This window comes from Micromonospora sp. SD19, from assembly GCF_054462275.1.
Window position 1 is genome coordinate 689,620 of the sequence record NZ_JBTLMN010000001.1, and the last position, 26,592, is coordinate 716,211.

The following is a 26,592-nucleotide window of genomic DNA, read 5'->3' on the forward strand; positions in this document are numbered from 1 at the left end:
ACCCGGCCCGACGGACACCGCCGTCGGGGCCGTACGGTCAGGCGCTCTTGCGGGGTGCGGTCTTGCGCGCGGCGGTCTTCTTCGCCGGCTCCGCCTTCTTCGCGGCCGTCTTCTTCGCGGCGGTCTTCTTCGCCGGCTCGGCCGCCTTCTTCTCGGCCGTCTTCTTCGCCGCGGTCTTCTTCGCGGGCGCCTTGGCCGCCTTCTTCTCCGCTGCCTTCTGCGCGGACCGGGCCGACGAGATGGGCGTCGGCTCGCCAGCACCGCCACCCGCGCGGGCGGGCTGCTCGCCGCGAGCCGCCTTGGCGCGCTCCACCGACGCCTTCAACGCGGCCATCAGGTCCACCGCCGCGGCCGGGGCCTCCTCGACCTCCTCCGGCTGAACGACCTCGCGACCCTCCACCTTGGCGTCGATGACCTCCTGCAACGCGGCCCGGTAGTCGTCGGTGAAGACGTCCGGCTCGAACTCGCCGGTCATCGAGTCGATCAGGGAGCTGGCCATGGCCAGCTCCGGCGGGCGCACCTTCAGGTCCTCGTCGAGGAAACCGAAGTCCGGGGTACGGATCTCGTCGGGCCAGAGCATGGTGTTGAGCAGCAGCACACCCTCGCGGACCCGCAGCGTGGCCAGCTGTTCCCGCTGGCGCAGCGCCACCTTGACGATGGCCACCCGCTCCGAGTCGATCAGCGCGTCGCGTAGCAGCACGTACGGCTTGGTGGCCGCGCCCTCCGGCTCCAGGAAGTACGCCTTGTTGTAGAGGATCGGGTCGACCTGTTCGGCCGGGACGAACTCCAGCACGTCGATGGCGCGGGAGCTGGTCAGCGGCAGGTCAGCGAAGTCCTCGTCGGTGAGGATCACCATCTCGCCGCCGCCGATGTCGTAGCCCTTGGCGATGTCGTCGTAGGTGACCTCCTCGCCGCAGACCGAGCAGGTGCGCTTGTAGCGGATGCGACCGCCGTCCTCGCGGTGCACCTGGTGGAACCGAATGTCCTTCTCCTCGGTGGCGGAGTAGAGCTTCACCCCGATCGAGACGAGCCCGAACGACACGGCTCCCTTCCAGATGGCACGCATCCTGCGCTCCCTTCCCCGGTATCGACCATGCTCGCATCCGAAAGAACCGGACGCGAGGTGTTCGGCCTGCTACTACAGTCGGGTCGTGCCCGGCGCGCCGCTCAAGCCGATGCTCGCGATGACCGGGCCGCTCCCGGCGGGTGACGGCTGGGCGTACGAGTTCAAGTGGGACGGCGTCCGCGCGCTCGCCGACATCTCCGGCGGCGACCAGCACCTGTATGCCCGCTCCGGCGTGGAGATCACCGCCGCGTACCCGGAGCTGGCCACCCTGCCCGAGCAGGTCGACGACGCCCTGCTCGACGGCGAGGTGGTGCTGCTCGGGCAGGGTGGGCAGCCGTCTTTCACCGCGCTGGCCGAGCGGATGCACGTCCGGGACCGGAACAAGGCGGCCCGGTTGGCGGCGATCATGCCGGTGACCTACATGATCTTCGACCTGCTGCGGCTGAACGGCGACGACCTGACCGGTTGGCCGTACGAGCGCCGCCGGGAGGCGCTGGACGGGCTCGCCCTCGGCGGCCCCCGGTGGGCGGTGCCGCCGATGTTCGCCGACGGGCCGGCCACCTACGAGGCGGCCGGTGAGCACGGCCTGGAGGGGGTGATGGCCAAGCGCGTCGGTGCCGTCTACCGCCCGGGGGTGCGCTCGCCGGACTGGGTGAAGGTCAAGCTGGAGGTGACCGGCGACTTCGTCATCGGCGGTTGGCGACCGGGCGCCCGTCGGATCGGTGGGCTGCTGGTGGGGGTGCCCGGCCCGGACGGCCGGCTGATCTACCGGGGCCGTGTCGGTGGTGGGATCGGTGCCGCCATCGAGCGGCAGCTCCTCGCCGAGCTGGAGCCGCTGCGCTCCGGCGTGTCACCGTTCGCCGCGGGTGTGCCGCGCGAGGATGCCCGGGGCGCCATCTGGGTAGAACCCCGGGTGGTGGTGGAGGTGAAGTACGGCCAGCGCACCCCCGACGGCCGGCTGCGCTTCCCCCGGGTGCTGCGGTTGCGCCCGGACAAACCTCCGGAGGAGGTCGACGATGCCGGCTGAGCGGTTACGGGTGGACGTCGAGGGCCGCTCGCTGGAGCTGTCCAATCTGGACAAGGTGCTCTACCCGGCGGCCGGGTTCACCAAGGGTGAGGTGATCGACTACTACACCCGGATCTCCCCGGTGCTCCTGCCGCATCTGCGGGACCGACCGGTCACCCGGATCCGCTTCCCCAACGGCGTGGACGACAAGTCGTTCTTCGAGAAGAACACACCGGCCGCGACCCCGGACTGGGTGCGGGTGGAAAACCTGCCCGCCCCCGGGTCGACGAAGGGCCGGGAAACCATCGACTACGTGGTCGCCGACGACCTGCCCACCCTGGTCTGGCTGGCGAACCTGGCCGCGTTGGAGCTGCACACGCCGCAGTGGAAGGTCGGCGAGCACCCGGACATGATGGTCGTCGACCTGGACCCGGGGCCGCCGGCCGGGCTCGCCGAGTGTTGCCCGGTGGCGGTCCTGATGCGCGACCGGCTCGCCGACGACGGCATCGAGTCGTACCCGAAGACCTCCGGCAAGAAGGGCATGCAGCTCTGCTGCCCGATCGCCGGCACGCAGTCGTCGGACCTCGTCTCCGACTACGCCCGCCGGATCGCCCAGGAGTTGGAGAAGGCCCACCCGAAGCTGATCGTGTCGAAGATGGCGAAGAACCTCCGGCCGGGCAAGGTCTTCATCGACTGGAGCCAGAACAACGCGGCGAAGACCACTGTGGCGCCGTACTCGCTGCGGGCCCAGTCGGTGCCGTCGGTGTCGACGCCGCTGACCTGGGACGAGGTGGAGGCCGGCGCGCGCGGCCGGAAGCCGGCCGTCCGCCAGTTCACCGCCGCCGAGGTCCTGGACCGGGTCGAGGAGTACGACGACCTGCTCGCTCCACTGCTCGACGGCGGCCCGGAACTCCCGGTAAAGGGCTGAACCTGGCTGGGCCGGTCGGCGGTCACCGCCGGTCACCTCCGTCGGGTCGGATGTGGCAGTGAGCGGTATGCCTCAGAGACATCAATATGACTCTGAGGCATACCGCTCAACAGCACATCGACCTGGCGGGCCGGGTCGCGCAGGGCCCGTGCCGGATCAGCGGTGTCCGAAGACCTTCCGGCTGGAGCCGAGGCGCAGCAGCACGGTCTCGCCGGTGGCGTCCTGGACGGCGTCGTTGTCGGTGATCGCGTACACCTTGCCGTTGCCGGCGACCGTCAGACCCTCCAGCTTCTCCTGGGTCCAGCCGTTGGTGGCGCGCAGCGCGGGCAGCACGTCGACGGCGAGGGTCTTCGGCAGCACTGTCAGCGGGCCGGTGGCAGCCGCACCGGGCAGCGGCACCGTGTAGATCCGCTTGACGGTCGCGGCCGGTCCGTTCAGCTTGTCCCGCTCGATGACCGCGAGCCGGTCACCGACCACGGTGATCTCGGAGAGGCCCATCCAGTCGCCGGGCACGCTGGTGGCCCCCACCTGGTAGCCGAACCAACTCCAGGTGCCCGCCGCGACGTCGTACCGCCCAAGTCGGACGACGCCGGCCGGATCGGTGCTCAGCTCCCGCTGCACGGCCACCCAGACGATCTCCCGACCCTGCCGGTCGGTGGTCGCGGTGACCCCCTCCAGGCCCTGCTTGCCGAGGCCGGTGGCGACCTCGGAGGGCAGCGCGACGGTCTGCCGGGTGACCCCGGCGGCGTCGAGCCGGACCAGCTTGTTCTCCGCGCCGGTGGCACCCTCCACGGCGAGCCAGAAGCCACCCTGCGGGCGGGCGAAGACGCCCTCCGCGTCGTAGCCGACCGGCGCGCCGGCAGCGTCCCGCACCGGCAACACACCGGTGATCACGGCCGGCGTCCGCTTCGCGTCGATGGTGAGGATGCGGGTCTGGCTGTACGCGGCGTCGGTGACGCTGTAGAGCTGGTCCCGCTTGCCCGGGACCGCGCTCAGCGCGCCGAGTGCGCCCCAACCGATCGGGGCGCCCGCCCGGTCGGTGCCGGAGACGATGCTCGGGAAGGCCGGGGTGCCAGTGCCGAGCTGGAACAGCGACACCGAGGCCCGGACGTTGACCGAGGCGTCGTCCTCCTCGCTGGAGACCGCGAGCAGCCCGCGCGACGGGATGGGCAGCAGCCCCTCCGGCCCGTTGGTGGTCGGCAGCACCTGCCGGAACACCGGCCGGGTGGGGTCGCTCAGGTCGTAGACGGCGACGAAGTTGCTCCGCTCCGAGCCGACGAACGCGTACCGCACGCCGTCGTACTCGGCGACCGCCACGCCCTCCGGCTCGGTGCCCTTCTTGCCGGCCCGGTCCTCGTTGTGCAGGCCGTAGGTGACGGCGAGCCGCTCGAAGGAGTTTCCGGCGTCCCAGGCGACCCGTCCGCTGCGGCTGTCGAGGACCGACCAGCCCCGGGTGCCGCCGCGCCAGTCACCCTCGTTGGCCGTGGCGAGATAGCGGTCGTCGATCCAGGCCACCGCGTCCGGCTCGCGCGGCACGTCGGTGATGCTGCCGGTCAGGTCGATGACACCGTCCTTCCTGGTGTCGATGCCGCTGATCGTGGCGGTGCCGGCGCTGAACACTCTGGTGATCCGCCCGGTGGGCAGATCGACCACCGCGACGCCGTTGTTCTCCTGCAGCGTCACTGCCAACTGGTTACGGCTGTTGATCGAGACGTACTCCGGCTCGGGGTCGGTCGGCGCGGCGAGACCGGCCCGCACCAGCGCGGGCAGCGCACTGCCGTCGGCCCCGGTCAGCGCTACCGGCCGCAGCCGCCATCCGGCCGGGGACTTCCCGGTCAGGTCGACGATCTGCACGAAACCGGCGGGTGCCTGGGGCAGGTCGCCCTCCTCGCCGCCGGGCGGGGTGGCCTCCTCGTCGCGCTCGTTCTCGATGGCGATCGCGGCGTACCGCTTGTCAGCGCTGATCGCGATCGAGTCGGGCTGACCGCCGAGGTCGAAGCTGGCCACCCGCTGCCGATTGGCCAGCTCGATCACGTCGAGCCGGCCGGACGGGGCGGTGTAGCTGGCGCTGGTGTTCACCACCACCAGCACGTACCTGCCGACCACGGCGACCGAGGTCGGCTCGTCCTCGGCGTCGCCGAGCTGGGCCAGGGAGAGCGTGCCGAGGCCGCGCGGCCGGTCGGCACGGGAGATGTCCAGGAAGCCGATGCGCCTGGCCAGCGCGTCGGTGTGGATCAGAGTGCGACCGTCCTCGCTGACCGCCGAGATCTCGGCGACCGTCGCTGTCGTCGGATCCTCACCGGCCGGGCGGTTCTGGAAGACCGGGTACGTGGCGACCCGGTCGAAGGCGAGCGACCTGGCTGGGTGGTGGTGCCCGCCGGCCGACGCGGGGGTGGCCCCGGCCAGGCTGGCGGCGGCGACACCGGCTGCGGTGAGCGCGGTGAATGCTCTTCTGAGAGTCAAGGACTTCCTCCGTTAGGTCGTACCCGCACGGAGGCTGACAGCTGTTGGGGAGCATCAGCTTGCGCCGACGTGAACAGTCGGCGAAGCACGGCGCAGCCGCCACCAGGCGCCGCCGACCAGGGCCACGGTGATGACGGAGACCGCGATGTCGCCGGCCAGGGCCGCCGTCGGGTTCCCCGGGGAGTACGGCGGCACCAGGTAGGCGAACGCGGCGGCGCTGACCACGCTGGCCGTGCCGGCCGCGAGCACGTGCCGCTGCCCCCAGTGCACGCCCGACGACCAGTAGGCGATGGCGGCCCCCATGATGGCGGCGAGCCCCAGCGCGATGGTCACCCCCGCCCAGCTCGGCGCGAGGTCGGCGCCGAGCCGGACGAGGACGACCAGCAGGCCCAGCCACAGCGGGTGCGGCAGCCGGCGGGTCCGGCGCGGAGCGGGGCGACGCCAGCGGGGCAGCACTGCCGTCGCGACCAGGGCGAGCACGACCACTGCGGCGAGGGTCAGTTGGAGGGGGCTGGCCAGGAAGTTCTTCCGGCCCCCGTCGGACGCGAAGATCAGCAGACTGCCGAGCAGGTACAGCACGGCGACCACGGCCAGCCCGGGTCGACCGAGCCACGGCCGGAGCCGGCGGCCCGGTCCGAGGAACGACTCGACGAGCACGATCGGCGCGCAGATGGTCAGCACGATGTGGTTGCCCACGTAGTCGAAGGCCTGCCGGAGGCTGAATTCGAGTCCCGGCACCAGCGACGCCTCGGCCGCGGCACGGGTGCCGGCGTACTGGGTGTCGTCGAGGTAGTGCGGGTTGAACAGTGACTGGTCGACCAGGCCGGCCTGGAGAACGCCGAACGCGGCGGCGAGCAGCACGATCGTCGGCCAACCCGCGCCGAGGTGCCGGGCGGTCTCCCGGATCAGGATCGCCGCCCCGCCGTACATCGGGCCGAGGAATATCAGCACCGGCAGGAAGTCGTCGATGGCGAAGCCACCCCACGAACACTCGGCCGCCCACGGCGCGAGCAGCAGCAACGCGATCACCGGTAGGAGCCGCCGACGCAGCGGAAGACGTGCGGCGGCGACGGCACGGTCGTTGGTGGGGCGGTCTGCGGTGGCTGGGAGGTTGGCGGTGGCTGGGCGATCGACGGGCTGGGGTTCGGGCGGCATGGGCGCTCCTCGGGCAGCGCTTTCGGGTTCACCTCGTACGGTGCCCGGGCCTCCCGGCCGGCCGCTACGGCCATCGGCCGACGACAGCCGCGACCAAAGTCGTTGAGTAGGGTGACTTCGTCGTCGTCACCGGGGAGCGTGGACATGCAGCCAACCGTCACGGCCGATCTGTCGCTGCGGCCCGCCGATGTCGAACGTCCCCTGCTCAGCTACCGCGACGAGGCGACCGGCGAGCGGGTCGACCTGACCGCACAGCAGGTCGGCTCGTGGGCGGCGCGCAGCGCCAGCCTGCTGCGGGACGGCTGTGGACTTGGCCCCGGCAGCCGCGTAGCGGTCCTGCTGCCGCCGCACTGGCGTACCGCCGCGGTGTTGTTGGGCGCGTGGGCCTCGGGTCTGGCGGTGTCGTTCCGGCCGCGGGCCACGGCGGGCCTGCCGGTGCTCGAACCGGGCGGTGACCGGCCGTTCGACGCGGTCTTCGTGACCCCGCAGCGGCAGGACGACTGGCTGGAGGACGTGCCGGACGCCCCGCACCGCTACCTCGTCGGCACCGGGGCGGGTCGGCTGACCGACGTGCCGTTGGGCTGGCTGGACTGGTCCGCCGAGGTGCTCCGCCACTCGGACGTCACACCCGACCACACCGCCATCCGCCCGTCGGACCCGGCCAGCGCGGACGGCACCACCTACGGCCAGTGGGGGGCGCTCGCCCGGGAGGTCGCCGCGATGATGGACCTGCGGGCCGGCGACCGGCTGCTGGTCGACGCTGCCGAGACCGAGCAGCCGCTGAAGTGGTTGCTCGCGCCGCTGTCGGCCGGCGCGTCCATAGTGATCAGCGCCAATCTCGACCCGGCGCGGCGGGACGCGGTCGTCGCCGCCGAGCAGGTGACCCGGGTCCTCTGAACTCCACCGGAGCGCCCCAAACAGCGCTGGCCGGTCCGGTTCCGTTACATCGTCATCTGCCCTGATCAGAGGGGCTTTTGTCGATGTCGTCGGCGTGTTCTCATACCGAACAGCGACGCCATCGACCCGGCACCGCCTCCCTCACGAAAGGTGCACCGATGCGCAGAAGATCGACCTTCCGACTCGCGGTCCTCACCGCCACCGCCGCGACGGTCCTGGCTTCCGGCGGCGCCTCCGGGGCGCTCGCCACGGCCGCGCCCGCGACCGCCTCCCCGGGCGTCGCCGCCTGCGAGCCGGGTGCCGACGCGCACGGCGCGGCCCGGGTCGCCAAGGGCGCCACCGTCCAGGAGCCGGCCCTGTACGCCAAGAACGAGGCCAACGCCTACGGCGTGATCAAGGACGCGCCGCGCCTGCCCAACGGCAGCGTGACCATCCCGACGGTCTTCCACATGATCTCCGACCATCCGCTCACCGCAACCGAGACGACCAGGTGGAACACCCTGATCGCCGCGCAGATGACGGTCCTCAACGACTCGTTCGCGGGCCGCACGGCCGGCGACGCCGCCAACACCCCGTTCCGGTTCTCGCTCGTCGACACCACGTGGACGGTGAACAGCGCCTGGTACACGGTGGTGCCCGGCAAGAACGAGCGGGACATGAAGAAGGCGCTGTACACCGGCGACTCCGAGACCCTGAACGTGTACGCGGCCAACATCGGCGGCGGGCTGCTCGGCTGGGCGTACTTCCCGAAGGGCTACAACAACGGGCGCGACTACATCGACGGCGTGGTGATGCTCGACGAGTCGATGCCGGGTGGCACGGCCGGCAAGTACGCCCTGGGTGACACGCTGACGCACGAGGTCGGGCACTGGCTGATGCTGGAGCACACCTTCGCGCACGGCTGCTCCGCGTCCGGCGACTTCGTCGCGGACACCCCACGCGAGGCGGCGCCGCAGTTCGACTGCCCGGTGGGTGCGGACTCCTGCACCGCCCCCGGGCTTGACCCGATCCACAACTTCATGGACTACACCGAGGACTCCTGCATGAACATGTTCACGCCGGGTCAGGCCGACCGGATGAGCGACGCCTGGGTGGCGTTCCGGGCCGGCGGCGCCGGATAGCCCACTGGAGGTCCGGGCCGGTGGGTCGCTCTGCGGCGACCCGCCGGCCCGTCTGCTTCACCCGTCCGGCGGAGCCCTGCCAATCCCTCGATCCGCACGTTGCCGACCCCCGACGTCGTGACCGGTCAGCCCGGACGGGTCGGCCCGACGATCCGGGCGCGGGTCAGTTGGCGAACAGCGCCTCTGCGTCCTGGCCCGTACGCCTCGATCCCGGGCTTGCAATTGAGCCCGAGCTCCTTCTCGACGCCGACCTCGATCCAGAACCTCTGGCCGCCGTAAGTGTTCTGCTAGCGCTGGTGGTAGCCGCGCAGCTCCCCTCGTACCGGTGGAAGACATCCTTGAGTGCCCGGCCGGGGACGTGCACGTCCAGATGGCCCCCACCGGCGAGGAACGGGTCCGGGTTCATGCCGTGGATCTGCACCGGCACGCCAGCCGACCAGGGGGTCTGGCACACCACCACGGAAGGCGATGCCCAGCGGTCGACCTATTTCGGGTGGTTACGAGGTATTTGAGGCTAAAACTACATTTGCCCTACATCGGGTAGTCCCGCCGATATTGTGACTCCGGCGCGTCCTGGGAAGGGCTCGAGATGTGCCGACCCGTTCCGGTGGAGGGGACATGAGGGAAAACACGGAACGTAAGCCGCTGGTGAGTCCCCGGCACATCAAGGCCGCATCGGGTTTGAGCTCCGTGCTGATCGTGGCCGGCATGACCACAGGCGTCACCCCCGCTCAGGCGGCCGAGGTGGTCCACAAGGCCCGCGCCGAGCGCAGCTACCAGGGCACGCCCAGGCCGCTCGGACAGGCGCAGGCGCGGCAGCCCGGCGCAACCCTCGTGCGGGACGGCGGTCCCGACGGATGGTCCGGTCCGCAGGGTTGGCAGTGGCAGGACCAGGAGCCGGGTCGACGCCACCATGACGGCGGCAAGGTGGGTCCGCAGGGGCCGCAAGGTCCGCAGGGCGAACGCGGGGGACGTGGTCCACGAGGCCCACGTGGCTTCCAGGGTGCTACCGGCGCGCAGGGTTTCCAAGGTGAGCAGGGTGAGCGGGGTGAGCGGGGTGAGCGGGGTCCGCAGGGTTCGCCGGGTCCCCAAGGGCCGCAGGGTTTCCAGGGCCCCCAGGGTCCGCAGGGTGTGACCGGTTCGCCGGGTCCGCAGGGCTCGCAAGGTTCCCAGGGTGCGCAGGGCGAGGCCGGTCCGCAGGGCGAGGCCGGGCCGCAGGGTTCGCAGGGTGAGGCTGGCCCGCAGGGCGCGCAGGGCCCGCAGGGTTTCCAGGGCGAGGCCGGGCCGCAGGGTGCGCAGGGCGACGCCGGCCCGCAGGGCGCGCAGGGCGAGGTTGGCCCGCAGGGCGCGCAGGGTGCGCAGGGTGCGCAGGGCGAGGTTGGCCCGCAGGGCGCGCAGGGTGCGCAGGGTGCGCAGGGTTTCCAGGGTTCGCAGGGCGACGCCGGGCCGCAGGGTTCGCAGGGCGAGGCTGGTCCGCAGGGTTCGCAGGGCGAGGCTGGCCCGCAGGGTGCGCAGGGTTTCCAGGGCCCGCAGGGCGAGGTCGGGCCGCAGGGTGCGCAGGGTTCGCAGGGCGAGGTCGGTGCGCAGGGTGCGCAGGGTTTCCAGGGCGAGGTCGGTCCGCAAGGTGCGCAGGGCCCGCAGGGTTTCCAGGGTGCGCAGGGCGAGACCGGGCCGCAGGGCGCTCAGGGCGCTCAGGGCGCTCAGGGCGCTCAGGGTGTCCTGGCAGGCGTTCATGTCGAATCTTCTGATGTGCCTGGGACCGGCTTTCAAACCGTCAGCTGCCCCACCGGTGAAGTGGCGACGGGCGGCGGCTACACCACCAACGGGACCGTGAACGTGGACAGCCCGCTCGTAGTAGGAGGTACGCCGGTCGGATGGCAGGCCAACTTCCTCGGAACGGAACCCGGCCTCGTCTATGTCATCTGCGCGCCCGCCACATCGTGATCAGCGAAGCACCCACAATGATCGGCAGGAACGAGGAAGACAGTGAGAATGCGACAGGTGTTCGGCACACTTGCCTGCGGCTCTGTGCTGCTGGGCGGGGCGGGTGCGTGCAGTGACGACAAGACACCCGTGGCGAAGGAATCCGGCGGGACCGTCGCACCAGGGGCCGGGCAGGAGGACCCGGGGGTCCTGCTCCAGCAGGGTATCGAGCAGGGTCAGGCCGGCAAGTCCGACGAGGCGAAGGCAACCTTCGAGAAGGTGGTCGCGCTTCAGGGAGACAACAAGTTCGCCTGGTTCAACCTCGGCTACCTCGCCCAGTCGCGTAACGCGACCGGCGAAGCGATGGCGGACTACGACAAGGCACTGCAGATCGACGACTCCTACCGGCCGGCCCTTTACAACAAGGCAATGCTGTTGGAGGAGGCGAAGCCGGACGAGGCGGTCGCGCTGTATCGCAAGATCGTCGGTGCCGATGAGGGCGCTTCCACGGCGTACCTGCGATTGGGGTTGATGCTCGTCAAGCAGCACGACCGGACGGGCGCCCAGGAGGCGTTCGCGTCGGCGATCGGTGCGGATCCGAAGCTTGCGTCGGCCGTCCCCGAGGACTTCCGCCCGCAGAAGACAAGGAGGTGATCGTGTGGTGAAGGCACCACACGTCACGGTTTTCACAGGTAGCAACCGAACCCGCTTCCTGGACGATTGTCTGCAGTCCCTGCTGGCGCAGACGTACGCGGACTGGGAGTGGGTGGTCATTCTCAACCAGGGCACCCGGTGGCGCCCCGAGGCGAACGATCCACGGATCCGCCTCCTGGTGCGGGACGGGCTGTCCGGTGTCGGTGCGGTGAAGCGACAGGCCTGCGCCGAGGCGTACGGGGACATCCTCGTCGAACTCGACGACGACGACCTGCTCAGCAGCGACTGCCTGGGGGAGATCGTGGCCGCCTTCGACGCGAACCCCGGGGCGGGCTTCGTCTACAGCGACACGGCTCAGATCAGCGAGGACGGCGGCCGGGACGACTCGCGGTTCGCCGCCGCGCACGGGTGGCGCTACCGCGACGAGCGGGTCGACGGGCGTGCGGTGTTGGCCTGCCACTCGCTGGAGCCGACGCCGCACAACGTCAGCTACATCTGGTACGCCCCGAACCACGTCCGGGCGTTCCGACGGGATCTGTACGAGAAGGTGGGCGGCTACAACGAGGAACTCGACGTGGCAGATGACCTCGACCTGATGTGCCGGCTGTACCAGGCGGCCGAGTTTCACCAGATCCCCAAGTGCCTTTACCTGCAACGGATGCACGCCAGGAACACCCAGCGCGACCCTGAGGTCAACGCGCGCATCCAGCGGCGGTCCGTGGAGATTCACGACCGTAACATCCAGTTCAACGCGTTGGCCTGGGCGAAACGGCGGGACCTGCTGGCCCTGGACATGGGAGCGGCACACAACAAGCCGGAGGGGTTCCTCGGGCTGGATCGCCGTGCCGGGGACGGCGTGGACATCGTCTGCGACGTCACGAAGGGGATCGACCTGCCGGACAGCAGCGTCGGGGTGATCCGGGCGGTCGACTTCCTGGAGCACATCCCGGACAAGATCGGGATGTTCAACGAGTTGTACCGGGTCCTCGCCCCGAACGGGTTGCTGCTGTCCCTGACGCCCAGTTCGGACGGACGGGGCGCGTACCAGGATCCGACGCACGTCGCGTTCTACAACGAGAACTCGTTCTGGTATTTCACCAACGACCAGTACGCACGTTTCGTGCCGGAGATCCGCTGCCGATTCCAGGTGTCTCGCCTGGGCACGTACTTCCCGAGCGATTTCCACCAGGCGCACAACATCCCGTACGTCGTCGCGAACCTGATCGCGGTGAAGGACGAGACCCGCAACGGAGGTCCGTTGACGATCTGAGCCGACGGCCGTGACACGGTCCTGCGCCCGCCGGCTAGGTGTACTGCCCAGGGAGGCTGAGTACGACCGCGAGCCCGTAGGCGAGGGGTGCCAGCATGGTCTGCTCCGATTACGCGTCGCCTCACCCGTCCGGTGGAGCCGAGCCGTTCCGCCATTTCTCACGTTTTGCCTGCTCGTACGCTGCGCCGAAGGCAGTTGGCACGCTCACAGCCGGCGGAGGGCAATGGTGGCGTCGAGGCGTACACATCGGACAGTGCTGTCGGCGGTCGCCGGTGGGCTGTTCGCGCTGGGCGTCGTCGCGCCCGGCCCGGCTGCGGCACCCGGCCCGGCTGCGGCACCCGGCCCGGCTGCGGCACCCGGCCCGGCGGCGGCGCCACTGCCCCGCGCGGCCCAGGCTGACGGCCCTTCCGTCCCCGACCCGCGCGAGCCGCGCCCACCGCTGCTTTCCGCGGACTTCCAGGGCACCGGCCGGTACATCGTGCGGGACCTCGGCATCGACGTGCCGTTCTCGTGGCAGGGCCGCGACGGCAACAGCCAGATGATCGCCGGCGGCCCGGACCACCCGATCTGGTTCACGAACCTGATCTACGAGAACACCCTCTACACGCTCACCTACCGGTGGCCGAACATCCCACTGTTCCCGCCGCGCGAATGCAGCAAGGTCCCGGGGTTCTTCAACCGGCAGATCTTCAACGACAAGCTGAAGAGCGCCCGCTACGTGGGGCCGGAGATTTTGCAGGGTGCCAAGGATCGGCACGTCGACCACTGGCGGGTCGGCGTCGTCGGCGGGTCCACAGTGCCGGGGGAGTTCTTCCGGTTCCCGCTCGCGCTCGGCGACATCTACGTCGACCAGCGCGACCCGAGCCGCTGGTGGCAGGTGTTGCAGTTCGGCCTGCAGAACCTCTTCGACCCGGAACTGGACGAGTGGTTCACCATGGACACCTTCGACCACCGCCCCGGCCAGGTGACCCTCCCCGACCGCTGCCCACCCCCCACGCCCTGACCCCCCCGGCCCAGACCCCGACCGACCGCGGTGAACCCGACCGACCGCGGTGATCAAGAGGTTTGCGTCACCGATCGGCTCGACGGTGACGCAAACCTCTTGATCACCGCGCGGATGGGGTGGGGGTGGGTGTTACTCGGGCGCGGGGGCGTGGGCGGCAGGGGCCGGGGCGGCTGATTCGTTCACGGCATCAGCTCCAAAGTGAGCGCGAGAGGCACGTTGCCCCCTGGCGCTGCCCCGCAGGCAACGCGGTGACCGACTCGGGTTCGGTGAAACCGGGGCATCAACCTGCCCCGGACACCGCGACTTCCTGAAAACCGAGTCGATCAAGGCCGCGCTGCGCCGAATCAGTCGAAGGACGGCAGGGACGGGCCGAGGACGTCGTCGGCGTCGACGATCGTGTACGCGTACCCCTGCTCGGCGAGGAAGCGTTGCCGGTGGGCCGCGTACTCCGTGTCGATCGTGTCCCGGGACACCACTGTGTAGAAGTGCGCCTGCCGGCCGTCGGCCTTCGGCCGGAGCACCCGGCCCAGGCGCTGCGCCTCCTCCTGGCGTGACCCGAACGTCCCGGACACCTGAATCGCCACCGCCGCCTCGGGCAGGTCGATGGAGAAGTTCCCGACCTTCGAGATCACCAACGTGCGGATCTCCCCGGTGCGGAACGCGTCGAAGAGCCGCTCCCGCTCCTTGTTCGTGGTCGAGCCCTGGATGATCGGCGCGTCGAGGTACTCGCCGAGCTGGTGCAACTGGTCGATGTACGCGCCGATCACCAACACCTGGTCCTCCGGGTGCCGGTCGACAAGCGCCTTCACCACCGGCAGCTTGGTGCGGGCGGTCGCCGCCATCCGGTAGCGCTCCTCGGCCTCCGCTGTCGCGTACGACATCCGCTCCGCGTCGGTCAGGGTCACCCGTACCTCGGTGCACTCAGCCGGGGCGATCCAGCCCTGCGACTCGATGTCCTTCCACGGCGCGTCGTACCGCTTCGGGCCGATGAGGCTGAACACGTCACCCTCGCGGCCGTCCTCACGTACCAGGGTCGCCGTCAGGCCCAGCCGGCGGCGGGCCTGGAGGTCCGCGGTGAACCGGAAGATCGGCGCGGGCAGCAGGTGCACCTCGTCGTAGACGACCAGGCCCCAGTCGCGGGCCCCGAACAGGTCCAGGTGGGTGAACGCGCCGCCGCGCCGCGAGGTGAGCACCTGGTACGTGGCGATGGTGACCGGGCGGATCTCCTTGCGCTCGCCCGAGTACTCGCCGATCTCCTCCTCGGTCAACGAGGTGCGGGCGATCAGCTCCCGCTTCCACTGCCGTCCCGCCACCGTGTTGGTCACCAGGATCAGCGTCGTCGCCTTCGCCTCGGCCATCGCCGCCGCGCCGACCAGGGTCTTGCCGGCGCCGCACGGCAGCACCACCACCCCCGACCCGCCGGCCCAGAACGCCTCGACGGCTTCCCGCTGGTACGACCGCAGCGTGAACGGCTTGCGCCCGTCCTTGCCGGCCTCGGCCAACTCGATCGGGTGCGCCTCACCGTCGACGTAACCGGCCAGGTCCTCCGCCGGCCAACCCAGCTTCAGCAGCGCCTGCTTGAGTCGGCCCCGCTCGGACGGATGCACCCGGATGGTGTCATCGTCGATCTTGTCGCCGAGCATCCCGGCGAGCTTCTTGCTCTTGGCCACCTCGATCAGCACCAGCCGGTCCAGTGCGCGCAGCACCAGCCCGTACGCCGGGTCGTTGGCGAGCTGCAACCGGCCGTACCGGTCCATCGTCTCGGCCACGTCCACCAGCAGGGCGTGCGGCACCGGATAGCGGGAGTACTTGATCAGCGAGTCGACGACACCCTCGGCGTCGTGCCCTGCCGCGCGGGCGTTCCACAGGCCCAGCGGGGTCAGTCGGTAGGTGTGCACGTGCTCCGGCGAGCGTTCCAGCTCCGCGAACGGCGCAATCGCCATCCGGCAGGCCTGCGCGTCGGGGTGGTCGATCTCCAGCAGCAGGGTCTTGTCCGACTGCACGATCAGTGGTCCACCGCTCACGCCAGCGTCCTCTCCTCGGTTGGCCGTCCGGCCGGAACGGGTCGCATACCCGCCGCTGGCCGACCATCCAGTGTTGCACGATGCGGGACGCCGGAAGAAAGATGCGCACCCGCCGCAACCGTGATGGCACTCACGAACGTCTAAGAAGGGGACGATTGTCAGGGGAGGCTCCATGAAGCACTTTCGGACCACTTCCCGGCTGCTCGCCCTCGTGGTGGTCGTGCTGGTCGGCGCGGGTGCGTGCGCGTTCGAGCCGCAGTCCGGTGGGAGTGGTGGCGGGGGAGCCGCCCCAGCCGGTGCGGCAGAACGGGCAACGGGGGCGAGCGACACGCCCCGGCCGGACCAGCACGGCCCGTCCACGTCGGCCGTAGCCACCCCGAAACCCTCCCGGAAACCCACGCCGAAGCCGACCCGCACGAGCACGACCAAGCCGACCCCCAGCGGTACGCCGACCGTCGCCGGCTGCCCCCAGGGCCAGCACCAGCGCGCGGTGGAGACCTACCTGGCCCGGTTGGGTGGGTTCGGGGCGGTGACCGTTGACGGCCGGCAGTCCGCCGCCGACTGCGCGGCGATCAAGAAGTTCCAGAAGAGGTACGGCATTCGCCCCGTCGAGGGTCGCGCCGGGCCGACCACCCTCGACGTGGCCCAGCGCCTCGCCACCACCGACCCGGCCCGCTGCAAGGGCGGCACAGGCACCACGTTCTGCGTGGACCTGACCCGACAGACCGTCTGGGCGCTCCGCGCCGGCAAAGTGATCATGGCGCCGACGGTGACCCGCACCGGCATGTCCGGCTACCGCACCCCGGCCGGCACCTACACCGTCAACTACCGCAACCCCAAGGAATGGTCCGACCCGTACGAGGTGTGGCTGCCGTACTGGCAGCACTTCACCCAGGGGATGGGCTTCCACGAGACCACCACCTACCTGCACGAGAAGTCGATCGGCTCGCACGGCTGCGTCAATCTGCTGCACGCCGACGCCGTCCGGATGTGGGAACTCGGCAAGGTCGGCACCCGGGTGGTGCTGATCGGCCGCCGCCCCGGCACCTGAGCGACACGCAGCGAATTGCGGCGGTGACCCCCTGTCCGACCGGACTCTCGAGTGTCACTCTTGGAGTCCAGGGCCGGACCGGGCGGGGAGGCTGGGCATGACGGTCGACCATGACGTGATCGCGGAGCATGAGCAAGCAGCACCGGACGAGGTGTCCCGAGCGACCGTGATCGCGTACGCCGTCGCGGCGACGCTCCTGCTCGGGTGGTTCCTCTTCGGCTGGCTGGTGCTCCAGCAGGGCTTCATCGACTCGGTCGGGGAGGCCGCCGGCGCCGGCTTCGCGCTGCTGCTGGTCATCTCGGTGATCGGCACCGTGCGCCGGAGCCGCCGCTGACCGACAGCGCCCCGCGCGACGGCGCCGTCGGTCAGTCCGCCACCACCGCCGCGGTGATCCGGTGCAACGCGAACGTGTGCAGCATCTCGGTCCGCTCATCCTCGGCCCGCAGGTAGCCGGCACCGATCGAAACCGGTTTGAGCAGGCGCGACGCGGTCGCCCCGTGCGCGTCGACGTAACCGACCCAGACCAGCGCCTTGTCCCGGACCGCCTGCTGGAGCACCGCCAGGGCCTCACTGTGGGTGTGCGCCGGCACTGGACCGCCGCCCAACCCCGGAGCACCGCCGCGCACCACCGCCGGTGCGCGTCGGGCCGCCCGCGCCGCCGCGTCGCCCCGCCGGATGTGCTCCACCACGCCGAGCAGCCGGGGCATGGGCAGCTTCGGGGCGGCCAGCGGATCGGTCGTACGACTGGTCACCGACACCCGGGGCGGGGCCCGCCGGATGCGCGGCCGGGCCAGCACGGTGCTGCCGGTGCCGTCCTCCTGCACCGGCGCGTACCCGGCGTCGCGAAGCGCGCCCAGCAACCGGCCAACCTGGTACTGCGTGCACAGCACCGTCGGCGCCAGCCGGCGCAACGCCAACGACTCCAGTCGCCGGTCGGCCAGCACCTCGCTGATCAGCGTCTCGTCGTCGCTGCGCAGGTACGCCCCGGCCAGGCCGACCCGCAGCCCGCCGTGCTTACGGGCCACGTCGTCGATCAGGTAGGTGAGCCCCTGCGGCACCGGGGTACGTGACCGGCGCCGGAACACGTCGTGCAGGTCGTCGGCGGTGTAGCCGGAATCCAGTGCCCGTCGCACGCTCGCCGTGGTGACCCGGTGCACGCTGGCCCCACCGGCAGACTCCAGCTCGGTCATCGCCTCCAGTTCGGCGGCGAGCGCCGGCTCGGGTGGGCCGGGCACCACCACGGTCAGGTCGGCCTGCACCAGGAAGTGGTCGACCGGTGCGGGCAGCAGCGCGTCCAGCGCCCGGGCGGCACTGGACGGGTCACCGCTCTCGATGTCCGCGTGCACGCCCAGCGGGTCGTCGGTCCGCTCGTCGGTCGACGTCAGGTCACCCAGCAGCAGCCGACCGTACGTGGTGAGCGCCCCCAACCCCGTCACGCCCAGCTGCGCGGCCTCGGCCAGCACCTCCCGGTGGGCGGCGTCCCGGCCCCGGCTGCGGCGCGGGGCCCGCCAGTCCAGCAGGTCCTGCACCTCCTGCGGGGTGGGTGCGGTGGCCGGTTCCAGATCGGCGAGTACGCCCAGCACCGCCCGTCGAGTGGCCGGCACGCCGGCCCGTTCGGCCTCGGCGGAGAGCGCGGCGATCGGGCGGTCCCGGTCGTCCCGGCGGCCGACCAGCCCCACCTGCCGGGTCATGGTCAGCCACGCTCGGGCGAGCTGCTCCCACCGTTGGGCCAGTGAGGCGGCTCGCCACACCTCGTACCCGCCGGTGGGCAGCACCTGCTGGTCCGCCCCGTACCGGCCGGTGGCCGACCCGGGTATCTCCAGCTCACCGGCGAGCCCCGCCGCGTACGCGACCTCCAGCAGCAGCGCGGTGGTCGGTTCGTCCAGCCCGGCGGTGCGCGCCAACCGGCGCAGGTCCCGCACACCGATGCCACCCGAACGCAGCACCGGCGCGGGCTCGTCGGCGAGTTGCTCCAGCAGCCCTTCGGTGTTCCGGACCACCTCCATGGTCTGCCCGGCCCCGGCCGAGTCGACAGCCTTCGGCTCCCGCGGTGCGGCGGCCACCGGCGGTGGGCTGGTGCGCAGGGGCCCGAGCGGGCCGGTGTCGCGGCGCAGCAGCAGGCCGACCTCGCGGGGCAGCTCCACAGTTCCGCTGGCCGTGGACGAGCCGGTCGTCACGGGGACCAGCAGCCGGTTGTCGACGAGCCACCGCACCGGGGAGCCGGTCGGGGCACCCCCGTTGGTGGGGTCGGAGAGGACCGGGTCCTCCGTACCGAGCGGCGGCGCCTGCAACGCTCCCGGCGGAACGCTGCCGACCGGTGGGCCGGCCGCCAACCGGTCCAGGATCGCCCGGGCCGAGGGTGGGGCGGCGAGCACCGTCCGTCGGAGTTTCGCCGGGTCCGCGCAGAGCGCTGCCGTGCGCGGGTCCAGCTCCGCGGCCGGCCGGCCGAGCCCGGCGGGGTACGGGGACACCTCGTCGACGGCGGGCACCACCTGGAGCGCGTGCTCCGGGCCGTACAGCAGGAAGAGCGCACGCAGTCGGCCCACGGCGGCCCGGACGGCCGTCGGAGCCGGCGGCTGCGGCCCGCCGGTCGCCATCGCGAGCACGGTGTCGGTGGCCGTGGTGGCGTCGTCCGGGTTCCGGGTGAGGCGGGCGGCGTCGAGGATCTGGAGGGTGAACTGGTCCAGCCCGTCCAGCGCGCGGGCCACGGAGACCCGGGACTGGGCCCGGATGGCCAGGGCGGAGACATCGGCCGGCACGGGCACGACGAGGTCGGGCCGCAGCTGGAGGAGCGCGGCCAGTGACTCGTCGGGCAGCGACCGCAGGTGGTCGGCGAGTGAGGTGGTCATCGTCTTTCCACGCTAGCCCGGCATCGGGCTTCCGCGCCCCTCGGACGTCCGGCCGACCGGGAGTAGCCGGTACGTTTCTCGACATGCCCGCACTGACCGTCGGATTCGACCTCGACATGACCCTGGTGGACTCCCGCCCCGGCATCGCCGCGGCGTACCGGGCGCTGACCGCGAGGACCGGTGTGCCGGTCGACGCCGAGCTGGCGGTGTCCCGGCTGGGGCCGCCGCTGCGTACCGAGATCGCGCACTGGTTCCCGCCGGAGCAGGTCGAGTCGGCCGTACGGGTGTACCGCGAGCTGTACCCGGCGTACGCGATCACGCCGACGCTCCTGCTGCCCGGTGCCCGGGAGGCCATCGACGCGATCCGGGACCGGGGTGGCCGGGTGCTGGTGGTCACCTCCAAGATCGGCCGGTTGGCCCGGTTGCACCTGGACCATCTCGGCCTCACTGTCGACGAGTTGGCCGGCGACCTGTTCGCCGAGCAGAAGGCGACCGCCCTGCGGGAGCACGGCGCCACCCACTACGTCGGTGACCACGTGGCGGACATGGCGGCGGCGGCAGCTGCCGGGGTGCCCGGCATCGGTGTCGCGACCGGCCCGTGCTCCCGGGCTGAGCTGCGCGCGGCGGGGGCGGAAGTGGTGCTGGACGAGCTCACCGAATTCCCAGCGGCGCTCGACGGGATGATCCAGCTAGCCTTGGAGCAGTAGCGGCTCAAGTGAAGCAGGGGTTTTCAGGTGCCTACGGGTCGAGTGAAGTGGTACGACACGGCCAAGGGATACGGCTTCGTCACCAGTGACGAGGGCGGCGACGTGTTCCTGCCCAAGGGGGCGCTGCCGGCGGGTGTCACCGACCTCAAGGGTGGCCAACGGGTCGACTTCAGCGTGGTGGACAGCCGCCGGGGCGCGCAGGCCATGGGAGTCAAGCTGCTGGACGCGCCGCCGTCGATGGCGGAGCTGCGCCGTCGACCGGCCGAGGAACTGCACGGCCTGGTCGAAGACATGATCAAGGTGCTGGAGGCGAAGGTTCAGCCGGACCTGCGCCGGGGGCGGTACCCGGACAGGAAAGCCGCGCAGAAGATCGCTCAGCTGGTCCACGCGGTGGCCCGCGAGCTGGAGGTCTGAGGCACCAGGCCGGCGGTGGCGGCCCGGTCGAGCAGTGCCGCCACCGCGGCGAAACCGGCTTCGCCCAGGTCCGCGGTGAACTCGTTGACGTAGAGGCCGATGTGCCGGTCCACCACGTCGAGCTCCATCTCCTGGGCGTGCGCCAGCACGTACTCCCGGCTGGCCGCCGGGTCCGCCCAGGCCTGCCGGACCGACTCGCGGATCCAACCGGCCGCGGCCTCCGGATCGACCGCGCCACGCTTGGCCAGGATCGCGCCGAGCGGGATGGGCAGGCCGGTGTCGGTTTCCCACCATTCGCCGAGGTCGACCAGGGCGCTCAGGCCGTGCCGGTGGTAGGTGAACCGGGCCTCGTGGATGACCAGCCCAGCGTCGTAGCGACCCGCCGCCACGCCCGGCATGATCTCGTGGAACGGAACCACCTCGATCCGGGCCGGCGGTCGCCCGGCCGACCAGAGCCGGAACAGCAGGTACGCGGTGGTCCGGTCGCCCGGCACCGCCACCGTCGCGCCGGTCAGGTCGGTGCGGTCCGGCCCGCCGTCACGATCTCCCCGGGTGAGCACCAGCGGGCCGCACCCGCGACCGAGCGCGCCGCCGCAGGGCAGCAGGTGGTAGTCCTCGAGCAGCCAGGGCAGCGCCGCGAAGCTCACCTTCACCAGGTCGAACGCGCCCCGCTCGGCCGCCGTGTTGGTGATGTCGACGTCGGCGTACGTCACCTCGACCGGCGGCGCGTCGGGCACCAGCCCGTGCACCAGCGCGTGGAAGACGAACGTGTCGTTGGGGCAGGGCGAGATCGCCAGGGAGAGCGCCACACCCCCACGCTAGCCCCGCCCCCGCCTCGTCGCCCGCGCCCACCCCGCCCAGTGTGATCCGCGACGGAGATCGGCGGCGGAGATCGTCGACGGGAGGTCCGCGACGGAGGTCCGTGACCGGGGGTCCGTGACGGGAGGTCCGCGACGAACGGCCGGCGGCACCGGGAGTGTGGCCGGCCGCCGGCAGCAGCGTGGGCGGTGATCCGCCCGGGGCGCGGGGTCCGTCACCTCCCACGGACTCCCTTTGGAGCTGATGTCGCAAACGAATCGCGCTGGCCCCAGGGCCGCAGGGTCCGGAGTCCTGGTGCGGCCGACGTGTTCCGGAGTGAGCCGAAGTCGTGGTGCGACCACAGCGGTGTGCGGGGTCGTGGTGTGGGCCGCAGCGGTCCGCCGTCGTCGTGATGTAGGCCGTGGTGGCGCAGGCCGTGGTGATGGAGGTCGTGGTGGCGCGGGTCGTGGTGGCGCAGGCCGTGGTGATGGAGGTCGTGGTGGCGCGGGTCGTGGTGGCGCAGGCCGTGGTGATGTAGGTCGTGGTGGCGCGGGTCGTGGTGGCGCAGGCCGTGGTGATGTAGGTCGTGGTGATGTAGGTCGTGGTGGTGCGGGCCGTGGTGGCGTAGGTCGTGGTGGTGCAGACCGTGGTGATGGAGGCCGTGGTGGCGCGGGTCGTGGTGGCGCGGGTCGTGATGATGTCGCAGACGATTCAGCTCCAAAGGAGGTCTGCGGAGTAGGTCGTCCACCGACCGGAGGGGTTGTCCACAGGTTTATCCACAGTCCCGATGAGGGTGTTGATAGTGGGCTGACCAGCGGGGAGCATCGGTCCGTGACCGAGGCGAGCGACCACACCGACGGGGGCAGCGGCGCCGACGAGGGCGACCACGCCGACGGGGGCGACGGCACCGACGGGGGCAATGGCGCCAGCGAGGGCAATGGCGTCGAGCTTGGCCTGGCGCTGCGCGCTCTGCGTCGGCGGGCCGATCTGAGTCAGCGGCAGTTGGCCGAGAGGTCCGGGGTGCCGCAGCCGACGCTGGCCCGGATCGAGTCGGGGCGGTCGGCCGATCCCCGATTCCGGACAGTGGAGCGTCTCGTCCGGGCAGCGGGTGGGCAGTTGGTCATCGGCACCTCGACCGCGATCTCCGGCATCACCGAACCCACGCCGGTGCCGCACGACGACATGCGGGACGAGGCAGGCCGCCGTTACCCGGCTCACCTGGACGTGTGGCCGGTCCACGAGCCTCGGGACTGGCCCGGCGCCTGGTGGGCGGAGTGGTACAGGTTGCCGCCCCAGCGGTATCCACTTCCGCTGCCACCGGCCGCCTACGAGCGCAACCGGCGTTACCGCGACAACCGACGGTGGGGTGCCGAGGTCCGACGGACTGCGCGGGTGCGTCGGGTGATCGGTGGCGACCTGCCGGCCACCTCCTGGCGGTACCTCGCCGAGCTTCCCGACGGGGCGCTGGTTGGTGAACTGCGGGCCCACGAGCGCAGCCCGTTCCTGGAGTTCGGGGAGTGGCATCCGGGCATGCCAGAGCGGGAGATGGTGCTCGACGGCGTGCTGGTTGATCCCCGTTATCGGCGGTTGGGGCTCGGACGTCGGCTGGTCACCGCGCTGGTGGCTGACATGCGCGAGGCGGGCATCGACGACGCGGCCGCCATCGCCGAGGGGTTCGGCACCGAGCTGCTGCTGGCGTGCGGCTTCGAGATCGAGGCACGCCGTCCGGCGGCACTGCGCCTCAGCCAACCCGGCAAGCGCTGGTTTTCCTGAACGCGGGCCTGGTCAGCGCAGTGCCGGGGCCGCTGCGGTCAGGGCGGCGAGGGCTTCGCGCAGCCGCCAGGCGTCCCGGTCGCGCGGGCCGATCGGGTTGGAGATGGTGCGCAGTTCGGCGAAGGGCAGCCCGGCCTGCGCGGCGGCGACCGCCACGCCGTACCCCTCCATGGCCTCGGCCACCGCTTCCGGATGCCGCCGGCGCAGCTCGTCGGTGCCGGCGCTGGTGCCGGTGACGGTGCTGACCGTCAGCACCGGCCCGGTCGTTGCCGTCGGAAGAGCGGCCCGCAGCGTGGCCAGCAGACCCGGGTCCGCCGGCACCCTGCTGCCGGCGCCGAGCAGCGCGGGCGGCATGCCCAGCTCGTCGACGGGGATGAAGCCGTCGGGCGACTCGGCACCCAGGTCGGCGGCGATGCTGGCGGTGCCGAGCACCGTGTCGCCGACCTCGGCCCGCCCGGTGAAGCCGCCGGCCACACCGGCGCTGACCACCGCGCGGTACGGCCGGCCGGCGGCCTCGGCGAGTGCCAACAGCCGGGCGGTGGCGGCACCGGCGATGGCCGGGCCCACACCGATCGGGGTGACGGTCACGGTGCTGTCGGTCAGCCCGGCGCGGACCGCGTCCGCCTCGGCGGGAACCGCCGTCACCACCAGCAGACCGGTCACGAGAGTGAGCCGGGGGACTCCCGGCGGGTCTCGTCGTCGGCCCCGCCACCCGGGCCGCCGACCGCCGACGACGGGCGGTAGATGTGGTAGCCCGGCGGGGCGAGGCTCGGGTCGTCGTACTGCGGGGAGCTGGTCTGGGCCGGTGCCGGTGAGGTCGGTGCCGAATCCCCGGGCTCGTCCGCCGGCTCGTCCTCGGTCAGCTCGTCGTCGCCGAGCGGCCGGCCGGCCAGCTTCTCGCCGCGCAGCCGGGCGGCGGCCAGCACCCCCCGGATCGCGGCCAGTACGCCGACCCCGGCGGCGACGGCGATGCCCATCCGACCGTCGAACGGCACCAGCCCGAGCCCGCCGCCGGCGACGAAGGCGAGCATCAGCACCGTCTCGGAGTGGGCGAAGGAACTGGCCCGCAACCGTTCCGGGATGCGCTCCTGGATCGAGGCGTCCACGGCCAGCTTCGCCACCCCGCTGACCAGAGCGGCGACCAGGCAGAGCAGGGCGACCATCACCAGCGAGAACTGGATCACGGCGAGCACCGCGACGCCGGCCACGATGATCATGCTGCTCGACTGGATGGCGGTCGGGCGGTGAATGCGCAGCCGGGTGCCGATGGCGGTGGCCAGGAAGGTGCCGACCGCGAGCGCGCCGCCGACGACGCCCAGCGCCCACTCGGCACCCAGGTCCCGGCCGAACACCACTGTGGTCAGGTCGCCCTTCTTGATCGCGAAGGCGAGGAAGAGCAGCAGGAAGCCGTAGAGCGCGCGGAGCATCGCGGCGCCGATCAGGGTGGCGATCACCAGCCGACCGGACGGTCGGCCCCGGCCCAGTGGCCGGTCACCACGGCGGCGGCCCAGCGCGCGCAGGGGCCGGGGGACCCGCTCGGGTGGCTCCGAGTCGGCCTTCGGTGGCAGCCGCAGCGAGATCACCATGCCGACCAGGAAGATCACCGACGCGACCCGTAGCGGCCACTGCGGGCCGAACCAGAACGCGGCCAACCCGATCGGCGCTACCAGCGCGCCCGCGACAGTGCCGTAGACGCTGGCCCGGGCGCCCACCTGGGACAGGCCGAGACCCTCCGGCAACAACCGGGGCACCGCCGCGGAGCGGGCCACACCGTACGCCCGGGAGAGCGCGAGCACCCCGAACGCGGCCGGATAGAGCCCGAACCCGTGGATGTAGTCGGAGATCAACCAGGCGAGGAAGGCGCGGCCGAGCATCGTCGCGGCCAGGGCGTACCGCCGGCCGTGTCGGAAATGATCCAGCAGCGGGCCCACCACCGGGGCGAGCATCGCGAACGGGACCATGGTCACCAGCAGGTAGAGCGCGACCTTGCTGCGGGCCTCGCCGAGCGGCACGTTGAAGAAGATCGTGCCGGCCAGGCCGATGGCGATCAGGGTGTCACCAGCGCAGGAGAGCGCGTGCAGGTCGAACAGGCGAACCATGCCGACCTCGCCGCCGGCGCCCCGGGCGCGGGCCCGGCCGGCCCGGCGGGTCACCCAGCGGCCGCTGCCCACCGAACCGCGCAGCAGCAGACGGACGGCGCGAATGCCGGTGCCGACGGTCCGCCCGAGGACGGAACGCCCGGAGCGGGAGTACGACGGCATGTGCACCATCCTCGCCCATCTGATCCGGGTACGCCGCACCACCGCTGGGAAAGGTTCCCCGGGAGTCCCTGTCACCCCTGCGAGGCGCATGGGGAACAATGGTGAGGTGACCAGGCCCGCCTCCACCCGTGCCGCCCGCCTCGACCAGGTCTGCGCCGCCGCCGTCGAGGTGGCTCGCGCTGGCATCACCGAGGTGGACGCCGACGACGTCGGCGATCACCTGCAGGTTCTGGCCGAGGGCGACCGGCTGGTCACCCACTACTTCGAATGCCGCCTCGCCGGTTACCGCGGTTGGCGCTGGGCGGTCACCGTCACCCGGGTGCCGCGCAGCAAGACGGTGACCATCTGCGAGACGGTCCTGCTGCCCGGCCCGGACGCGCTGCTCGCGCCCGGCTGGCTGCCCTGGCAGGAGCGGCTCAAGCCGGGCGACCTGGGCCCGGGTGATCTGCTTCCGACCTCACCCGACGACGACCGACTGGTCCCCGGTTACCTGCTCTCCGACGACCCGGCGGTCGAGGAGACGGCGTGGGAGTTGGGCCTCGGACGCGCCCGCGTGCTCTCCCGGGAGGGCCGCATCGACACGGCGCAGCGCTGGTACGACGGTGACCACGGCCCCGCCGCGGCCATCTCGACCGCCGCCCCGTCCGCCGCCCGCTGCGGCACCTGCGGTTTCTACCTGCCGTTGGCCGGTGCGATGCGGCAGGCCTTCGGGGCGTGCGGCAACTTCTACGCACCCGACGACGGCCGGGTGGTGAGCGCCGATCACGGTTGCGGCGCCCACTCCGAGACGTTGATCGAGGCGGCGGAGACCGCTGTCGACGAGCTGCCCACGGTGTACGACGACAGCGCGGTGGAGGCCATGTCGGTCAGCCGGGCCCCGGGCTCGGTCGAGGCGGCCGAGCCGGCGGAGCCGTACGGGCACTCCTGATCGACCGCGCCGGAGTGCTCCGGCGCGGTGCCCCGCTCACCTCGCGCGGCGGCGGCGTCGGTTGGCGTCGTGGCGCATCATCACGGCGAGGCCCGGGAAACCCCAGAGGAAGCCGGCGAGGCAGGTCCAGAGCCAGTTCTGGTGACCGTTGTCGGTGAGCCAGCCCCGGAAGAAGATCAGCAGGACCAGCCCGGCCACCGCCCACGCGATCAACCCGGCGAGCGCGAACGGCACCATCGGCGGGTCCAGTGGTGCGGGTCGCGGTGGCTGCTCGTTCGACACCCGGCAAGCGTACGGG

Annotated in this window: 23 protein-coding genes; 13 read left to right on the plus strand and 10 right to left on the minus strand. The window is 71.7% G+C overall.

Translation table 11 applies throughout. The features are described 5' to 3' along the window. Positions 1-37 precede the first annotated feature (37 nt). Complete coding sequence (gene ku, locus ACX27O_RS03200; protein WP_030334296.1) at positions 38-1,066, minus strand: non-homologous end joining protein Ku; 1,029 nt, start codon at positions 1,064-1,066, stop codon at positions 38-40. 85 nt (positions 1,067-1,151) lie between these two features. On the opposite strand from ku, the gene ligD (ACX27O_RS03205) reads away from it, so the two are divergent. Next, on the plus strand, positions 1,152-2,093 hold the full coding sequence (gene ligD, locus ACX27O_RS03205) for a non-homologous end-joining DNA ligase (protein ID WP_210864977.1): 942 nt from the start codon (positions 1,152-1,154) through the stop codon (positions 2,091-2,093). Then, positions 2,083-3,000 (plus strand): non-homologous end-joining DNA ligase, encoded by a 918-nt coding sequence (ligD, locus tag ACX27O_RS03210; RefSeq protein WP_030334300.1) that lies wholly within the window; start codon positions 2,083-2,085, stop codon positions 2,998-3,000. Before ligD (ACX27O_RS03205) ends, ligD (ACX27O_RS03210) begins: the two co-directional genes overlap by 11 nt. Positions 3,001-3,156: 156 nt before the next feature. Here ligD (ACX27O_RS03210) and ACX27O_RS03215 read toward each other — a convergent pair whose 3' ends face one another. Together ACX27O_RS03215 and ACX27O_RS03220 are read right to left on the minus strand one after the other, a co-directional pair. Continuing rightward, positions 3,157-5,463: an esterase-like activity of phytase family protein gene (locus tag ACX27O_RS03215; RefSeq protein WP_458938912.1), complete on the minus strand. Its 2,307-nt coding sequence runs from the start codon at positions 5,461-5,463 to the stop codon at positions 3,157-3,159. 54 nt (positions 5,464-5,517) lie between these two features. After that, complete coding sequence (locus ACX27O_RS03220) at positions 5,518-6,618, minus strand: hypothetical protein (RefSeq protein ID WP_458938913.1); 1,101 nt, start codon at positions 6,616-6,618, stop codon at positions 5,518-5,520. 144 nt (positions 6,619-6,762) lie between these two features. Here ACX27O_RS03220 and ACX27O_RS03225 point away from each other — a divergent pair, with 144 nt between their 5' ends. Further along, the gene (locus ACX27O_RS03225) at positions 6,763-7,515 is read left to right on the plus strand and encodes a TIGR03089 family protein (RefSeq protein ID WP_358124275.1); all 753 of its coding nucleotides are present in this window, start codon (positions 6,763-6,765) and stop codon (positions 7,513-7,515) included. Between the two features lie 158 nt (positions 7,516-7,673). Next, positions 7,674-8,636 (plus strand): zinc metalloprotease, encoded by a 963-nt coding sequence (locus ACX27O_RS03230; protein ID WP_030334309.1) that lies wholly within the window; start codon positions 7,674-7,676, stop codon positions 8,634-8,636. 531 nt (positions 8,637-9,167) lie between these two features. Here the strand turns inward: ACX27O_RS03230 and ACX27O_RS03235 are convergent. Further along, positions 9,168-10,370: a hypothetical protein gene (locus ACX27O_RS03235; RefSeq protein WP_458938914.1), complete on the minus strand. Its 1,203-nt coding sequence runs from the start codon at positions 10,368-10,370 to the stop codon at positions 9,168-9,170. Between the two features lie 267 nt (positions 10,371-10,637). Between ACX27O_RS03235 and ACX27O_RS03240 the strand changes: the two genes are divergently transcribed. From ACX27O_RS03240 to ACX27O_RS03250, 3 genes are all read left to right on the plus strand, one after another. Then, positions 10,638-11,213, plus strand: a complete 576-nt coding sequence (locus ACX27O_RS03240; RefSeq protein WP_167337317.1) for a tetratricopeptide repeat protein — start codon at positions 10,638-10,640, stop codon at positions 11,211-11,213. Positions 11,214-11,220: 7 nt separating this feature from the next. Further along, the gene (locus tag ACX27O_RS03245; RefSeq protein ID WP_030334314.1) at positions 11,221-12,483 is read left to right on the plus strand and encodes a glycosyltransferase; all 1,263 of its coding nucleotides are present in this window, start codon (positions 11,221-11,223) and stop codon (positions 12,481-12,483) included. A gap of 253 nt (positions 12,484-12,736) precedes the next feature. Next, positions 12,737-13,486 (plus strand): hypothetical protein, encoded by a 750-nt coding sequence (locus tag ACX27O_RS03250; RefSeq protein ID WP_458938915.1) that lies wholly within the window; start codon positions 12,737-12,739, stop codon positions 13,484-13,486. Positions 13,487-13,833: 347 nt separating this feature from the next. Here the strand turns inward: ACX27O_RS03250 and ACX27O_RS03255 are convergent, their stop codons facing one another. Then, complete coding sequence (locus ACX27O_RS03255) at positions 13,834-15,513, minus strand: DNA repair helicase XPB (RefSeq protein ID WP_030329662.1); 1,680 nt, start codon at positions 15,511-15,513, stop codon at positions 13,834-13,836. A 172-nt stretch (positions 15,514-15,685) separates the two neighbouring features. On the opposite strand from ACX27O_RS03255, the gene ACX27O_RS03260 reads away from it, so the two are divergent. Together ACX27O_RS03260 and ACX27O_RS03265 are read left to right on the plus strand one after the other, a co-directional pair. Further along, a complete protein-coding gene (locus ACX27O_RS03260) occupies positions 15,686-16,564 on the plus strand; it encodes a L,D-transpeptidase family protein (RefSeq protein WP_030329660.1) in 879 nt (292 codons plus the stop codon). Between the two features lie 97 nt (positions 16,565-16,661). Further along, on the plus strand, positions 16,662-16,898 hold the full coding sequence (locus tag ACX27O_RS03265) for a hypothetical protein (protein WP_030329658.1): 237 nt from the start codon (positions 16,662-16,664) through the stop codon (positions 16,896-16,898). Between the two features lie 31 nt (positions 16,899-16,929). Here the strand turns inward: ACX27O_RS03265 and ACX27O_RS03270 are convergent, their stop codons facing one another. Then, a complete protein-coding gene (locus ACX27O_RS03270) occupies positions 16,930-19,413 on the minus strand; it encodes a helicase-associated domain-containing protein (RefSeq protein WP_357639760.1) in 2,484 nt (827 codons plus the stop codon). An 83-nt stretch (positions 19,414-19,496) separates the two neighbouring features. Between ACX27O_RS03270 and ACX27O_RS03275 the strand changes: the two genes are divergently transcribed. After that, positions 19,497-20,120, plus strand: coding sequence for an HAD family hydrolase (locus tag ACX27O_RS03275; protein WP_030329654.1), 624 nt, complete (start codon positions 19,497-19,499; stop codon positions 20,118-20,120). A gap of 27 nt (positions 20,121-20,147) precedes the next feature. Then, entirely contained in the window at positions 20,148-20,534 is a 387-nt protein-coding gene (locus ACX27O_RS03280; RefSeq protein WP_030329652.1) for a cold-shock protein, read from the plus strand. On the opposite strand, the gene ACX27O_RS03285 is transcribed toward ACX27O_RS03280, so the two are convergent. Further along, on the minus strand, positions 20,495-21,343 hold the full coding sequence (locus tag ACX27O_RS03285; protein WP_458938916.1) for a 1,4-dihydroxy-6-naphthoate synthase: 849 nt from the start codon (positions 21,341-21,343) through the stop codon (positions 20,495-20,497). The genes ACX27O_RS03280 and ACX27O_RS03285 overlap by 40 nt on opposite strands. An 820-nt stretch (positions 21,344-22,163) precedes the next feature. Between ACX27O_RS03285 and ACX27O_RS03290 the strand changes: the two genes are divergently transcribed. Then, positions 22,164-23,105 carry a helix-turn-helix domain-containing protein gene (locus ACX27O_RS03290; protein ID WP_358124296.1) on the plus strand — a complete coding sequence of 314 codons (942 nt, stop codon included), beginning with the start codon at positions 22,164-22,166 and terminating at the stop codon, positions 23,103-23,105. A gap of 12 nt (positions 23,106-23,117) precedes the next feature. Here ACX27O_RS03290 and ACX27O_RS03295 read toward each other — a convergent pair whose 3' ends face one another. Continuing rightward, the gene (locus ACX27O_RS03295; RefSeq protein WP_458938917.1) at positions 23,118-23,768 is read right to left on the minus strand and encodes a futalosine hydrolase; all 651 of its coding nucleotides are present in this window, start codon (positions 23,766-23,768) and stop codon (positions 23,118-23,120) included. Continuing rightward, positions 23,765-25,366, minus strand: a complete 1,602-nt coding sequence (locus ACX27O_RS03300; protein ID WP_030329646.1) for an MFS transporter — start codon at positions 25,364-25,366, stop codon at positions 23,765-23,767. The genes ACX27O_RS03295 and ACX27O_RS03300 overlap by 4 nt, the downstream gene beginning before the upstream one ends. Before the next feature lie 88 nt (positions 25,367-25,454). Between ACX27O_RS03300 and ACX27O_RS03305 the strand changes: the two genes are divergently transcribed. After that, positions 25,455-26,294, plus strand: coding sequence for a DUF3027 domain-containing protein (locus ACX27O_RS03305; RefSeq protein WP_247676396.1), 840 nt, complete (start codon positions 25,455-25,457; stop codon positions 26,292-26,294). Positions 26,295-26,330: 36 nt separating this feature from the next. Here the strand turns inward: ACX27O_RS03305 and ACX27O_RS03310 are convergent, their stop codons facing one another. Continuing rightward, positions 26,331-26,576 carry a DUF2530 domain-containing protein gene (locus ACX27O_RS03310; RefSeq protein ID WP_458938918.1) on the minus strand — a complete coding sequence of 82 codons (246 nt, stop codon included), beginning with the start codon at positions 26,574-26,576 and terminating at the stop codon, positions 26,331-26,333. Positions 26,577-26,592 lie beyond the last annotated feature (16 nt).

Bases quoted from the DNA above. Each gene is read 5' to 3' on its own strand.
- ACX27O_RS03275 (WP_030329654.1), top strand. From the start codon at position 19,497: ATGCCCGCACTGACCGTCGGATTCGACCTCGACATGACCCTGGTGGAC.
- ACX27O_RS03260 (WP_030329660.1), top strand. From the start codon at position 15,686: ATGAAGCACTTTCGGACCACTTCCCGGCTGCTCGCCCTCGTGGTGGTC.
- ACX27O_RS03265 (WP_030329658.1), top strand. From the start codon at position 16,662: ATGACGGTCGACCATGACGTGATCGCGGAGCATGAGCAAGCAGCACCG.
- ACX27O_RS03220 (WP_458938913.1), bottom strand. From the start codon at position 6,618: ATGCCGCCCGAACCCCAGCCCGTCGATCGCCCAGCCACCGCCAACCTC.
- ACX27O_RS03270 (WP_357639760.1), bottom strand. From the start codon at position 19,413: ATGACCACCTCACTCGCCGACCACCTGCGGTCGCTGCCCGACGAGTCA.
- ACX27O_RS03225 (WP_358124275.1), top strand. From the start codon at position 6,763: ATGCAGCCAACCGTCACGGCCGATCTGTCGCTGCGGCCCGCCGATGTC.
- ACX27O_RS03235 (WP_458938914.1), bottom strand. From the start codon at position 10,370: ATGAACGCCTGCCAGGACACCCTGAGCGCCCTGAGCGCCCTGAGCGCC.
- ACX27O_RS03305 (WP_247676396.1), top strand. From the start codon at position 25,455: ATGGGGAACAATGGTGAGGTGACCAGGCCCGCCTCCACCCGTGCCGCC.
- ku (WP_030334296.1), bottom strand. From the start codon at position 1,066: ATGCGTGCCATCTGGAAGGGAGCCGTGTCGTTCGGGCTCGTCTCGATC.
- ACX27O_RS03300 (WP_030329646.1), bottom strand. From the start codon at position 25,366: ATGCCGTCGTACTCCCGCTCCGGGCGTTCCGTCCTCGGGCGGACCGTC.
- ACX27O_RS03230 (WP_030334309.1), top strand. From the start codon at position 7,674: ATGCGCAGAAGATCGACCTTCCGACTCGCGGTCCTCACCGCCACCGCC.
- ligD (WP_030334300.1), top strand. From the start codon at position 2,083: ATGCCGGCTGAGCGGTTACGGGTGGACGTCGAGGGCCGCTCGCTGGAG.